Raw genomic sequence first — 13739 nt, 5'->3', positions numbered from 1 at the left:
GTATAGGAGGACAAACAAAATGGATGGAATGGCCATCAGACAAGAGCGACGGAATCCAAAGGAGAAAGCAAAAAAGACAAATCCGTTGCCGATGAATGTGCAAGTAATTCCCAAGAAGGAAAAACCTAAACCGGGGGACAAGGAGTTTAAACCCAAAAGAGTAGCTGCATACTGCAGAGTCAGTACGCTTCAGGAGCAGCAGGAAACCAGCATCCAGGCGCAACAACAGTACTACAACGAGCTTATAGAACAAAGACCTGACTGGGTAAATGCAGGAGTCTATGTGGATTGGGGAAAAACAGGAACTCAGACCAAACATAGAGAGCAATTTAATAAGATCATTGCTGATGCGGAAGCCGGGCTTATTGACATGATAATTACAAAATCATCATCTCGATTTGCCAGGAATACGTTAGATTTTATCAGTGTTGTGAGGCGGCTCAAAAAACTTAAAACACCGGTAGGAGTCTACTTCGAAAAGGACCAATACAACAGCCTTGATGAACATGTAGATTTTATGCTGACGCTAATGGCATCCTTTGCACAGGAGGAGTCCCGCACTATCTCAAGTAATGTGAGATGGGGGATTTTGGTCCGAATGCAGAACGGAACCTTCAAAATCCAGACGCAGTGCCTTCTTGGCTATGACACCAGCGAGGACGGTCTTATGTACATACTTCCTGAAGAGGCCAAAATCGTAGAAGTTATCTACGAGAATTGCATAAGAGGCAAATCCTATGCCGAGACAGCGAGGATCCTCAATGATATGGGCGTAGTCACTATTAAAGGCAACCCCTTCACCGGAGGCGCGGTAAAAAACATTTTGCTTAACGAGAAATATTGTGGCGATGTCCTTATGCAAAAGACATTTGTAGAAGATTATCTTACCCATAAAAGCGTTAAGAATACAGGACAGATGGAACAGTATTACATCAAGGATCACCATCCTGCGATCATCGCCAGGGAGGACTGGGAGCTTGCGCAGGACATTATAGCCAGGAAAAGAAAACCCAAGAAACCACAGAAGAGATTGAAACCGGTAAAAGAAGGTGCTTTAAAAGGCTTCGTACCTATAGAAGCGGATTGGACCGATCTTCCGGAAAAGAGGCTTGTTTCAGCATCTGAACGCGGAGAAGGAAAATACAAGAAGAAGGAGAAGTTTAAAAATGAGCTCAGTACTTGAAGGATTCAAAGTAATCAATGTTAATGAAATTTCCAGCAAATCACAACTTACACTGTTCCAGGATACAATGAGATTTAACAAAGCTACGGCATCAGAACTTAATTTTCCTGCGTTTGTAAGACTTTTGATCAATGAATGTGACGGCGGATTTAAGCTTGCGGTTGAAGTATGTAACGGCCATTGCAAAGAGGCCATAAGATTCAGCGAGCTAAAAGAGAAGCAGAACTATGCAATCAACATAAAGCACCCGGCTACCATGGTTATGGTGAGAAGATTTCTGGACTTTTCACATGAAGAGGATGAGAGAGTGCAATTCAAGGTCAATGGAACATATTACTTAGAAGAAAACGTAATAATTTATGACCTATCAGAAGCGAGAAAAGAGATAACAAAGAGTAAGAAAAAAACTATGAATAAGAAAATAACAAATACGGAAGGAGATGTTTCATGAGAAAAAGAGCAATCTTTTATTAAGTGAAACAGAATCTTTTTGATTTGATTTTATAGATTTAGATAAATTAGAAAACGCAAATTATAGATGCTAAGCGTTTAAAAAGAGCCATTTGATGACTTAACCTGCTTTCTGTCGCAACTTAAGTAACATTTTGAGATAGAGATGCAGATTCTGTTTTAAAAGATTGCAAATGTAAAATTAAAACAATGACATCTCTATTTTGAAAAGATGCTTAAAGTAAATTTAAAAGTTGCCACAGATAGGTGTGATCGGATATGGCATGGATGGCGCGGTTGTGCTGATTACACAGAGGTTGAGCATTAGGGACGTACTACAGTTCCCGACCTTGAAGTCAAGCAAGTAATATAGTGCGTCTTAGAAAGTACAGGGAATCCATAGGAGTCCATATTCGTCCAATCAGGCAATGGAGTGACAAACTTTCATGGATGTGAAAGACTGGCCTGAAATAAAGAATCCAAAGAAGTATGCCGGCCAGAAAGTAATCATTGGAACAGTTACGGATGGTTATAATCCGCTAGAGGAAACATATAAAAATACAAGAAGACTTCTGGAAGAACTAAAGGACAGTGGTGCGGACATACTTATCTGCACAAAGTCAGACCTTGTACTAAGAGATCTGGATCTGCTAAAAGAGATCAATGAAAATAGCAGACTTACAGTATCATGGTCAATCAATACTCTCGATGAAGAGTTTAAAGATGATATGGATGCGGCAGTAAGCATAGAAAGAAGGCTTGCTGCAATGAAAGAGGTATATGCGGCAGGCATTCGTACAATTTGCTTCATTTCACCCGTGTTCCCGGGGATTACGGATATAGAAGCAATCATAGACAGGACAAAAGATCAGTGTGACCTTGTATGGCTTGAGAATCTGAATCTTCGCGGAGGTTTTAAGGCAGATATCATGAAATACATTTCCGATAAACATCCGGATCTGGTGCCGCTGTATGACGAAATCTATAATAAAAAGAACCGCAGCTATTTTGAAGCGCTGGAAAAGAAAGCAGAAGAGCTGGCTAAAAAGTATGATTGCAGGTTTGTTGATAATGAAACTCCGTATGAGAGAGTAGAGAAAGGACATCCAACAATCGTAGATTACTTTTACCACGAAGAAGTAAGAGGAACTGCCAATAGTGGAAAGAGAAATGTAATACATAATCCTTGATGGAAGAATAAACCGGAATTTAAAGATTCGATAGCATTACAATAAATACCATTTTGCATTTGGTAAATTATTGGATTGAAGGTAAGGACAAGTAATATGGCTTTTCGTAGGACCCTTAGTGATCTTATTCGGCTGTATGCTGATGAGATTGCTGATATGGATGTAGATATTTGCCAGTATGATAAAAGATATGATGTGTGGGGATGCTTTTAGCATTGCTTGTTAAAACTGAAATTAAACGGCCCGTTTTCTTAATAGAAAGCGGACCTTTTTATTTTAGTACAATATCAGTTCTACAGTCGATTAACTCAGGCAGGAGAATTAGCTTTGTCATCTGAGGCATATATAGCCTTCAATATTATAGGTGTCAGAATTGAGCTTAATATTATCAACAGGATTACTGCGGTAAAGTATCTGCTGTCAACGATATCAGCTTTTAAACCTCTTTGAGCTACGATAAGTGCAACTTCGCCTCTGGTCATCATACCCACACCAATCTTTAACGAGTCAGAGGTGTTGTACTTAAGGAGCTTTGCAACGATGCCACAGCCTACAACCTTTCCGAGGAGTCCAACGACAACAAATGCTGCCGAGAATGCAAGGATTGTCATGTCGACAGACCTTAGGTTTGTCTGAATGCCTACACTTGCAAAGAATACGGGGCCGAATAACATATATGAATTTATGTCCATCTTTCTGTCTATATACTCGGAGTTGTCCAGAGAGCTGAGAATAATACCTGCAACATAGGCACCGGTGATATCAGCTACTCCAAAGTACTTATCGGCAACATAAGACATTGCAAAGGCAAGTGCCAGACCCATGATCGGGATTCTTCTGGTATGAGGCCATTTCGCTTCTGCTTTTGACATTATCTTAAAGATGATAATTCCCACAACAACCGAAAGCGCAAAGAAGGCTACGGTCTTTAAGCAAACAGCTGCAAGATTGGCATTTGGATCTTTCAGACCAAGAACAGCTGTAAGAACCACGATTCCTATTACGTCATCGATGATTGCGGCGCTCATAATTGTTGTTCCCACTTCTGTGGAAATCTTTCCAAGTTCCTTTAGAACCTGAACTGTTATGCTCACGGAAGTAGCTGTAAGAATAGTTCCTATAAAGAGTGCTTTTATGAACTCGGTTGATCCGGGAGCTGCAAAGCCATAGAAGGCCATGTACAGGAGCGTTCCAAGAACAAGCGGAACTCCAACACCTGTGCATGCAAGGATTGTTGCCTTCAGGCCGGATTTTTTGAGTTTGTCGATATCTGTTTCCAGTCCGGCGCTGAACATCAGAAGAATCACACCGATTTCGGCCATGCCCGACAGGAAATCACTGGGATTAACAAGATTAAGCAGTGTTGGACCTATGAGAAGACCTGCGATGATCTCACCGGCAACCTGTGGCGCATGAAGTCTTCTGGCTATCAGTCCGAATAACTTTGCCATGACGATTATGATAAAAAGATCTCTGAGTATCTGAATTGTATCCATATATATACCTCCTAGTTAATAACGCTAAGAAATGAGTATGATGCTTTTTCGTCTCAAAATCAAGTTAAAAAACTATAACCAACGTAGTAATAACCCCCCAGGGGGCTTGTGGGGCGGATTTTACAATGCTATCCTTTCCATTGTGTGAGGTGATTCAGACACAATGGAGGATACTATATTATGAAGAAAAAATTTCTAGCAGCGCTTCTTGCTGCAACCATGACATTATCAATGGTAGCTTGTGGTTCAGGTGCAGACACACAGACAACAGAAACTGGGGCAGCAGAAACTGAGACAACTACTGAAACACAGGCGACAACATCTGATGATCAGACAGCTGACGCAAGTCAGTCTACAGCTACAGGTGAAAAGATTCTTCACACTGCAGCATCTTTTGCTTATCCAAGTCTTGATGTACACAAGGAATACTATGGATGGTACACATCAATTTATGGAGTTTCAGAGGCACTGTTTAAGCTCGACGAGACCATGAGCGCAGCTCCATGTCTTGCTAAGGACGCAGTTGCTGATGGCAGCATATGGACAATTACGCTTAATGATGGAGTTCAGTTCTCAAACGGAAACCCTCTTACAGCTGATATGGTAATCAGAAACCTTCAGCGTCTTGCTGCAGAGAACAGCAGATTTGATTATCTCGGCGATTTTGAGATGACTGCTACAGATGACAAGACAATCGTTATCGATACTAAGGAAGTTTATCCTACTCTTAAGAACGACCTTGCAAGCCCTGAGTGCGGAATGATAGATCTTGATGCAACAACAGATTTTGACAACGCACCTGTGTGCACAGGACCGTTTGTTGTTACAGAGTTTATCCCTGAGGGTGACGTGACAGTAACTAAGAACGAAAACTACTGGGGCGGTGATGTCAAGCTTGACGGCGCTGTATTCTACTACATGCAGGAGGATGATCCCAAGCTCCTTGCTATGCAGAGCGGCGAGATCGACTGCTACAACAGCGTTTCATCAGCAGCTCTTGAGGTTTATAACCAGAGCCCTGATCTGTACGATGTAGTTTCAATTCCAGGTGCACGTCTTCAGTTCTACATTCTCAATGAGAATACACTTGATGATTCTGTGAGAGAAGCAATCAATCTCACTGTTGATAAGGACAAGATTGCAGAGTACCTTTCAGGTACAGTATCTGCAGCAGTTGGACCATTTGTGGCATCAGCTGCTTATGGCAAGGTGAGTGTTCCTGCAGTAGATACAGCCAAGGCAAAAGAGCTTTTGGAGGCCGATGGTTACACACTTGGAGCTGACGGCATCTACGAGAAGGATGGTAATAAGCTCAGCATCAGCATTGCATACTATGCAGCAAGATCTCTTGATACTCTTGCAATCCTGATCCAGGAGCAGCTTAAGGCTGTTGGTATTGATTCAACACTTAGAGTTGAGGAAGATCCTGATGCTACTTACATTGCTAACGCAGACTTTGATCTTGCTCTTTACTGCATGATCGCTGATAAGTCAGGTGATCCTCTTTATTTCATCGACTCAACTCTTGCAGACGGAGCTTACTACAATGTAGGTGGATTTGAGAGTGCTGAATGCCAGAGCATGATTGAGCAGCTCAGAACTGAGACAGATACTGCAAAGAGAGCAGAGCTTGCCAACAAGATCGTTCAGATTGCTATAGATGACAATGCATTTGGATATGTTGGACTTTTCAATAACACTACAGTTCTTCGTAAGGGCGTAAGCGGATTTGCAGAGTATGTTCCTTTCGATTTCTATGGAGTAGACGCAGAGACTGACATTAATGGCTAAACAAATACTTAAAAGGATCCTGGGACTTGCCCTGATACTTTTAGTGCTGAGCTTTCTTGTGTTTGGCATAATGTATCTGGCTCCCGGTGACCCTGCGGAAAAGAGACTCACCTCCCAGGGTGTGGTGGTCACAAAAGAAATACTGCAAGCGGAGCGGGAGAGGCTTGGCCTCCTCCGCCCCTTTATCGTTAGGTACGCGGAGTGGCTTTCGAATGTTCTTAGAGGAGATTTTGGAGTTTCCTTTAAGGATGATCTTCCTGTTGCGCCAAAACTGATAAAAGGGCTTAAGAACACATGTGGACTGGCTTTAACCAGTCTGCTTTTGGCGCTTATAATCTCTTTTCCACTGGGAATATGGTCAGCGGTCAAAAAAGGGAAATTGGTAGACCATATAGTCAGGCTCTTTTCATTTATAGGTAATTCCCTTCCGAATTTCCTTATTTCAGTACTTTTGATGTATCTGTTTTGCATACATATCAAGGTCTTTCCTGTAATTGCAGATGGAAGCATCAAAGGACTTATGCTGCCTGCACTTTCTCTGGCAATACCCATGGCAGGAAGGTTTACAAGACAGATTAGGAGCGAACTCCTGGATCAGCTTGGAGAAGAGTATGTTTTGGGAATGAAGTCCAGAAAGGTAAAGGGCAGATTTATTCTTATCAACAATGTCCTTAGAAACAGCCTTGGACACATACTTACAATAATCGGCCTTCAGATCGGAACCCTGATGGGAGGCAGCGTTGTTATTGAGAATATTTTCAGATGGCCGGGTATCGGCAAACTTGTGATGGATTCCATAACAGCCAGGGACTACCCTGTGATCATGGGCTTTGTGCTTGTTATGGGAACAATCTATGTTGTTATAAATCTGATAGTTGATATTACCTACAGGCTTTTGGATCCGAGGTCTTTTTAATGAACCATAAACGGAAAAAGATTAACAGAATAAAAGTAATTGTATCTGCAGGTGTTGCGTTGCTTTTGGTGCTTATAGCTCTTTTCGCAAATGTAATTGCACCAAATGACCCATATGCTACAAGCGCGTCAGCAATAAGGTCAGCCCCGTCGGGGGAATTCCTGTTTGGAACAGATAACCTTGGAAGATGCGTGTTATCAAGGGTTTTATATGGAGCAAGGACAACTATAGCAGCTACATTTGTATTGGTTGCGATTTCATTCATTCTTGGAAGCTTTATTGGAGTCCTTAGCGGATACTATGGCGGGATACTGGATGAAATTACGATGAGGATTGCCGATATTATGCTGGCATTTCCTCAGATGGTAGTAGCCATCGCGGTTGCGGGCATTCTTGGAGGAGGACTTTCAAGTGCCATGATCGCGCTGGGAATAACTATGTGGACCGGGTTTGCCAGACTTGCACGGAGTCATACTTTTGCCATAAAGAATTGCCCCTACGTGCAAGCTGCAAAACTGGCAGGAAAGAGTGGGCCGGCTATAATGATGGCCCACATACTTCCTAATATAATAGCACCACTTCTTACAAATGCCCTTACACAGATAGGAACCACCATGATAGGTATCTCGGGCCTGTCTTTTTTGGGGCTTGGAGTTGTGCCACCCACTGCTGAGTGGGGGTCAATGATCAATGAGTCCAGGGCATATATACAGATAGCTCCCTGGGCTGTGCTGTATCCGGCAATTGCTACCATAGTCACCATCATAGTATTTAACTATCTTGGGGACTGCGTCATGGAATATAGAGATGAGGATTAAGCATGGATACAATACTTAGGATAAACAATCTCTCTGCCGGCTATGGTGATGAGAGTGTTATAAATGATATCTCTTTTGAAGTGGAAGCAGGTAAAAGAGTCTGTATCGTCGGTGAGAGCGGAAGCGGCAAATCTACGCTTCTTAAGGCTATTCATGGCTTTGGAGGCGTGATCAAAACATGCGGAAGTATAGAGATTCCCAAAGACATTTTGCTTGGCGTTGTGCCTCAGAATCCCGGGGGATCTTTTAATCCCATAAGGACTTACAAGGCACAGATCATGGAGGCGCTAAAGAGCAATAACATTGATTTTAAAATAGATGAAGTTGAGAAGACGCTCCGGATCCTTGGACTTAATGATGCTAAAAGAGCACTTGCATCAAGGCCTTATGAGCTGTCAGGAGGCATGAACCAGCGTATGGCCATTGCCACAACAATGCTCTTGGAGCCGGGGATTTTATTATGCGATGAAGTTACAAGCGCCCTGGATGTTAAGACTGCAGGGATGGTTGTGGAGCAGCTTCTTGAGATCAACAAACTAAAGGGTACTACTATTTTGATGGTTACCCACCATTTGGGTATTGCATCTAAAATGGCTGATTACATTGGAATCATGAAAAGTGGCAGGATGCTTGAGTATGGCCCTGCAAAAGAGATCCTGGAGAATCCACAAAACGAGTACACAAAGAATCTCTTGAAGGCCGTACCAAGACTGAAGGTGAGCTGATATGCCGGATTCAGATATAATTTTAGAAGGAAAAAATCTAAATAAAAGTTACGTTGATAAAGGCAAAAAATTGCAGGCTTTAAAGGATGTGAGTTTCTTCCTGAAAAATGGAGAGATCCTTGGAATCGTCGGCGAGAGCGGAAGCGGAAAGAGCACCCTTCTTCGTCATGTCAGCTGCCTGGAAAAGCCTGACAGTGGAAATCTTTATTATAAGGGAACAGAGTATACTGGTAAGTCGCCGGCCTTTGCCGGAACTTTTCTGCAGATGATATTTCAGGATGCCCAGATGTCTTTTGACCCAAGAATGAAGATGAAAAAAGCCGTTGTGGAAGCTGCAAAGGGCTGTGGCCATGAAAAACTGTCACGAATCCTTGAGGCCGTTGGGCTTGATGAGAGTCTTTTGGAGAAAAAGGCAGGAAGCATGTCCGGAGGACAGTGCCAGCGAATGTCAATTGCAAGGGCGCTGTGTTCTGATGCCGGGATTCTTTTGTGCGACGAGGCAACAAGTGCGCTGGATGTTACAACTCAGGCCCAGGTAGTAGCTCTTTTGCAGCAGCTGAGGGAAAAAGAAGGGGTGTCGATCATATTTGTCTCCCATGACATTGCTCTGGTGAGCATGCTGTGCGACAGGATAATGGTAATGAAAAACGGCGAGTGTGTGGAAGAGGGAGAGACCGGTAAAGTTCTTGGAAATCCACAACATGAGTACACGAAAGAACTGCTTGATAATCTTATTGAGTAACAAACTTTTAGAAAAATAATTGAGGTATACGTAGTAATATGACTAAACTTATGCAGATTCCTTTTGAGGAGGAAGCTGAAGATATCAAAGATAAAGTTGTGACCTACTGGTCCAAGAGAGCGGAGAGCTTTAGTGAGCACAAACACGAGGAGATACACAGCAGGAAAAAACAGCTGTGGCAGGCGGAGTTTTTAAGGCATTTTTCAGCTGATGATAAGTTGTCTGTTCTGGACGTTGGATGCGGAGCCGGCTTTTTCGAAATGGTGTTGTCGGATTTCGATTTTGACGTGACCGGGGTGGATCTTACGCCTGAGATGATAGAGAGGGGAAAAGAGCTGCTTTCGCGCCATGGAGCAAAGGCGCGCCTTATGGTTATGGACGCAGAAAAACTGGATTTTGCCGATAGCTCTTTTGACCTGGTGATAAATAGAAATCTTGTCTGGACACTTCCGCATCCGGTGGAAGCCTACATGGAGTGGCACAGAGTGTTAAAGCCGGGAGGAATGCTGCTTGTGTATGATGCGGAGTATGCAAAGGGATTTCATCACTATGATCAGATGCAGAACCTTGCCCACAAAAATGTGACCGACGCCATGGTAGAGGAGTGCCACGATATTTATCACATGTTATCTATCAGCACTTTGGACAGACCGGAGTGGGATAAAGCTGCACTAGAAAAAATCGGTTATGAAAATATAGTTACTGATCTTGGGGCGGGAGATAGACTCTATAGCGAGAAAGACCAGTTTTATATGCCTGACAGGATGTTTCTGGTAAAGGCGCAGAAAGCATTAGTCTAATAATATGAATGGAGTTTGAGATGAGAAGAGGAATTGATACTACAGATATGATGGTATATGGCCACGAAGCCTGGATAATCACTGACAAGAGTGTATATGAGCCGGGGGAAGAAGTCTGCGGAATAATGAGGTGGGGACATCACATGAGACCGGACGGATTCTTTCGCCTTGATGAGATAAGAGCTTTTGCCACAGATGAAAAAGGAAACAGAATAGCAATAACACCGGTAAAGGGCCCGGGCGATGAGCTGGGAGACTATTATGAGCTTCGCTTTACGCCGGTTTCTGAGGGCATTTATACCCTTATGTGTATCTATGACAACAATTATGTAAGAGATGAAAAAGACGTGTATTATGAGGGCGACAGAAGGACATATCCTGATATTCTTGATGCCAAGAACTATCCTCAGATATATGTGACAAACATAACTGTTGGAGATAAGAAGGGGACTCCCGAATTTATCCATGAGTCCAGAGTAAGCTTCGTTCCCGATCCCTGGGAAGCAGACACCGATGTGCTTCATTTAAAGCTTATTCACGACAAATTCCCGCTTAAGGGATCCACGGTAGTTGTTGTGTTCTATGATGGAAAAGAGTATTTTGAGAGAATCCTGAACACAGATGAGGAAGGCAGGATATTCTTCTCAGTGGAGAAAAAGGGTGTGTATATGGCCGTTACAAGAACTCCGCTGGCGGAAGGAATTCCCGGAATCTATGACAGCAAAGAGATAGCTTCAACATTCACATACGTTAAAAGGTAATACAAAAACAGGATGCGTTTAACATGCATCCTGTTTTTGTATTACTCCGTAGGTCACCATGGGACCATTCTTGATTATGCTAAGAGATGAGCACTGGTGGATTAGAACTCCGTCAGTATCGGCAATGGCTGTGTGAAGGGGTCTTCCAAAGTAATCCCTTATCTCACCAAATTTATCACCTTTTGAAAATCTCTCTCCCACCTTTTTCTCCGGATACCAGCAGCCGGTGAATGGGGCGTCATCACTGAATTCTCTGAGTTCTGTCTTAGGATATGTCTTGTACTCTCCTTCAATAAGACCAAGGAATTTCAAAATGTTCAGCACATCCTCTTTGTCTGCCTGTACCTCATCCTTTGGAAGCAGGCTTAACTGACCGCGCTCTATGAGAACACTGGGGATTCCGGCCATGGATGCTGTGTTGTAGGCGCCTTCGGTGGTACAGGTACTCTTTACGCAGTAGGAGGCGTTGACGCAGTCTACCATCTTTTTTGCAATATCGCTGGCAGGAGAAGCTCCCACGTAGTATGCGTAGGGGATAAGAGTCTCGTACCCGTCTCCGCTATGCAGGTCAATGTAAGCATCAGCGTTTTTGATAAAAACATCAAACAGAAGGTTTGCCAGGCGATCCGCGGCTGAACCATCCTTGTCTCCCGGGAAGACCCTGTTGAGATTCTTGCCATCCTCATAAACAAGGGACATGGTTCTGTTTTCAAAACCTGACCTGTTGGCTAATGGGATGATGATAAGATTTCCTGAAAGGTCTTTGGGAGAAATCTCATTAGAGAGCTCAATAGCTGCCTGAATGCCGACATATTCCGCATTATGGATACCTGCTGTAACTAGTACGGTTTTGCCCGGCTTTTCTCCGCAGATGATGATGTGGGGAATGTGTATCTCAGTTCCGCCGACATGTATATGATCTTTTATCGTCTTGCCGGAGGTAAGTTCGTGTCCGGCTATATTTATTTTCTCCATAGTTTTTAAACCTCACTTCAGAGCCAAGGTTATCATGTTAGGACCGGGACTTTCAAGCCCCCTGGGGGGTTACATAGCTCCCGCGTACACAAAAAACCATAAACATCAGTACCACTTCAAGGCTTATCGTTGATAAGATTTCTCACGTTTGATAAGGATAAATAACCGATACAGATATTTATTGATTTTAACAGAACTGCGCATGTGCTTTTATTGAAGTTCCTTGATGAGTGGGGCAATAGATCCTGCTGAATAAGAATAGGAGATGAGACAGAAAAAATACTGCAGTACTATTGAAAATGGAGTTAGCGTATGCTAACATTTGAGATAGCTGATAATTATTTTCATGATATTAAATATCTATTAAAAACACCCGGTTAGTGCGGGCTTTTCTTTTGAAAATGGGTTAGCTAAAACTAACAAAATAATGTTTGGCTGGAAGTGATGGCATGATGAATAATGAGCAGATTGTTGAGGCTTTAAAAGAGAGCGGTATGAGAATAACCAGACAGAGAATGATAGTTGCAGATGTCATTGCGGATAATGACGGAGCCAGCTGCAAGGATATCTGCTGTATTGTACGAGGCAACTATACTTAAACATTACTCTCACATGTTTGTAGGTGATGAGCAGATGCTGCTTGATGTGTTGGAAGATGATGATATGTGAAGATATCTTTCTGGCCTCTGTAAATGTAGCAAAGCAGCACGAATCATCAAATGTAATACAATTTCATAGAATACCATTAGGAGTGGCTTGAAGGCTGTTCCTTTTTGTTTAGAACACATATGCTGTTTATATTTGGAAAAAAAAATGATAAAATAAACGTATGAAGGAAGGTGGTAGATTATATGTTTGAGAAAAATCTTAAATATTATCGTTTGAAAAAGAACATGAGTATGAAAGATTTGGCAGATGCTGTTGGCGTAACATCTATGGCTATCTCAAACTACGAATCAGGCAAGAGACAGCCAGAGATAGAGATTATCAACAAGATGGCTGAAGTACTTGGAATAAAGGTCGTTGATTTTCTTGCTTCACGCAATTCGCATTTGGAAATTAAACATTGTGAGTTTAGAAAGCATTCAACACTTACAAAAACACAGCAGGAGTTCATAAGGGAGTCAGTTGAAGAATACTTTAGCAGATTTTTTGATGCTTTGGATTGTCTATGTGGAGATCCTCTGCCTACTCCACCAAAATGCTATACACTAGAGTTGTCTGGTTCTTATCAGCAGGATGCTTTGAATTTACGAGAGCATCTAGGTCTTCCAAAAGAAGGACCTATCGATGAATTAATAGGTATTCTTGAAAACAAAGGAATTATAGTATTCGAGTTGGATATAGACGATGACCATTTTTCCGGAATGAATGGATTCGTTAATGGATATCCATTCATTGTTATCAACAAGAATATGAATCCCGAGCGTAAGAGGACAACTATTATCCATGAGCTGGCACATCTTATGTTTATCTGGGATGAAAGCAAAGAGAAGGAAAACGAGCTTCTAGCAACACAGATAGCAGGAGCATTTTTAATAACTGATGCAGATTTGTTTCGAGAACTTGGGTTAAAAAAAACCAGACTTACAAGAGATATGATTTTGGTCTGCGAGGAATATGGCATTTCAATGTATCTTTTAGTCAAGCGTGCAGCCCAAGTAAAGATAATGTCAAATTCTTTGGAAAAAGAGTTTTATATTAAAGCAAATAAAGCACATTGGAATAAGCATGAGCCTCAGCGTGTTAAGAAACTTGAAGAACCATTACTTTTCAAGCAGCTTGTCTATAGAGCTGTAAATGAAGAAGGAGTCAGCATACAGCGTGGAGCAGAGCTTTTGCAGATGCCATATAGTGATGTAGAAAAATATTGTGGCCTTATGGAGGTATAG

13 protein-coding genes and 1 pseudogene are annotated in these 13739 nt (G+C 42.3%); 12 read left to right on the top strand and 2 right to left on the bottom strand.

The features are described 5' to 3' along the window. The first annotated feature begins 19 nt into the window (after nucleotides 1–19). The 3 genes and pseudogenes from BPR_RS13980 to BPR_RS13970 form a co-directional block, all read left to right on the top strand. Nucleotides 20–1183, top strand: coding sequence for a recombinase family protein (locus tag BPR_RS13980; RefSeq protein WP_013282140.1), 1164 nt, complete (start codon nucleotides 20–22; stop codon nucleotides 1181–1183). Beyond that, complete coding sequence (locus tag BPR_RS13975; protein WP_013282139.1) at nucleotides 1167–1634, top strand: hypothetical protein; 468 nt, start codon at nucleotides 1167–1169, stop codon at nucleotides 1632–1634. The genes BPR_RS13980 and BPR_RS13975 overlap by 17 nt, the downstream gene beginning before the upstream one ends. Before the next feature lie 439 nt (nucleotides 1635–2073). Beyond that, nucleotides 2074–2823 (top strand): annotated as a pseudogene (locus tag BPR_RS13970) (radical SAM mobile pair protein B); the annotation flags it as partial. Nucleotides 2824–3131: 308 nt separating this feature from the next. On the opposite strand, the gene BPR_RS13965 reads toward BPR_RS13970, so the two are convergent. Next, nucleotides 3132–4319 carry a cation:proton antiporter gene (locus BPR_RS13965; RefSeq protein ID WP_013282136.1) on the bottom strand — a complete coding sequence of 396 codons (1188 nt, stop codon included), beginning with the start codon at nucleotides 4317–4319 and terminating at the stop codon, nucleotides 3132–3134. 180 nt (nucleotides 4320–4499) lie between these two features. On the opposite strand from BPR_RS13965, the gene BPR_RS13960 reads away from it, so the two are divergent. The 7 genes from BPR_RS13960 to BPR_RS13930 are packed head-to-tail and all read left to right on the top strand — an operon-like array spanning nucleotide 4500 to nucleotide 10872. Next, nucleotides 4500–6110, top strand: a complete 1611-nt coding sequence (locus BPR_RS13960; RefSeq protein ID WP_013282135.1) for an ABC transporter substrate-binding protein — start codon at nucleotides 4500–4502, stop codon at nucleotides 6108–6110. Beyond that, nucleotides 6103–7026: an ABC transporter permease gene (locus BPR_RS13955; RefSeq protein ID WP_013282134.1), complete on the top strand. Its 924-nt coding sequence runs from the start codon at nucleotides 6103–6105 to the stop codon at nucleotides 7024–7026. The genes BPR_RS13960 and BPR_RS13955 overlap by 8 nt, the downstream gene beginning before the upstream one ends. Continuing rightward, nucleotides 7026–7844, top strand: coding sequence for an ABC transporter permease (locus tag BPR_RS13950; protein WP_013282133.1), 819 nt, complete (start codon nucleotides 7026–7028; stop codon nucleotides 7842–7844). The genes BPR_RS13955 and BPR_RS13950 overlap by 1 nt, the downstream gene beginning before the upstream one ends. Before the next feature lie 2 nt (nucleotides 7845–7846). After that, nucleotides 7847–8569: an ATP-binding cassette domain-containing protein gene (locus BPR_RS13945; RefSeq protein WP_013282132.1), complete on the top strand. Its 723-nt coding sequence runs from the start codon at nucleotides 7847–7849 to the stop codon at nucleotides 8567–8569. Nucleotide 8570: 1 nt separating this feature from the next. After that, nucleotides 8571–9311: an ABC transporter ATP-binding protein gene (locus BPR_RS13940; RefSeq protein ID WP_013282131.1), complete on the top strand. Its 741-nt coding sequence runs from the start codon at nucleotides 8571–8573 to the stop codon at nucleotides 9309–9311. A gap of 38 nt (nucleotides 9312–9349) precedes the next feature. Then, nucleotides 9350–10111, top strand: coding sequence for a class I SAM-dependent methyltransferase (locus BPR_RS13935; RefSeq protein WP_013282130.1), 762 nt, complete (start codon nucleotides 9350–9352; stop codon nucleotides 10109–10111). Between the two features lie 20 nt (nucleotides 10112–10131). Continuing rightward, entirely contained in the window at nucleotides 10132–10872 is a 741-nt protein-coding gene (locus BPR_RS13930) for a DUF4198 domain-containing protein (RefSeq protein ID WP_013282129.1), read from the top strand. 18 nt (nucleotides 10873–10890) lie between these two features. Here the strand turns inward: BPR_RS13930 and BPR_RS13925 are convergent, their stop codons facing one another. Then, nucleotides 10891–11847 carry a succinylglutamate desuccinylase/aspartoacylase family protein gene (locus BPR_RS13925; protein ID WP_013282128.1) on the bottom strand — a complete coding sequence of 319 codons (957 nt, stop codon included), beginning with the start codon at nucleotides 11845–11847 and terminating at the stop codon, nucleotides 10891–10893. A gap of 431 nt (nucleotides 11848–12278) precedes the next feature. Between BPR_RS13925 and BPR_RS20765 the strand changes: the two genes are divergently transcribed. Both BPR_RS20765 and BPR_RS13920 read left to right on the top strand, forming a co-directional pair. After that, a complete protein-coding gene (locus BPR_RS20765; protein WP_207636477.1) occupies nucleotides 12279–12446 on the top strand; it encodes a hypothetical protein in 168 nt (55 codons plus the stop codon). Nucleotides 12447–12698: 252 nt separating this feature from the next. Continuing rightward, nucleotides 12699–13739, top strand: coding sequence for an XRE family transcriptional regulator (locus tag BPR_RS13920; protein WP_013282126.1), 1041 nt, complete (start codon nucleotides 12699–12701; stop codon nucleotides 13737–13739).

This window comes from Butyrivibrio proteoclasticus B316 (assembly GCF_000145035.1).
Lineage (GTDB): Bacteria > Bacillota > Clostridia > Lachnospirales > Lachnospiraceae > Butyrivibrio > Butyrivibrio proteoclasticus.
The sequence above is the reverse complement of the archived record's forward strand: the minus strand, read 5'-3'. Positions and strand labels throughout refer to the sequence as shown.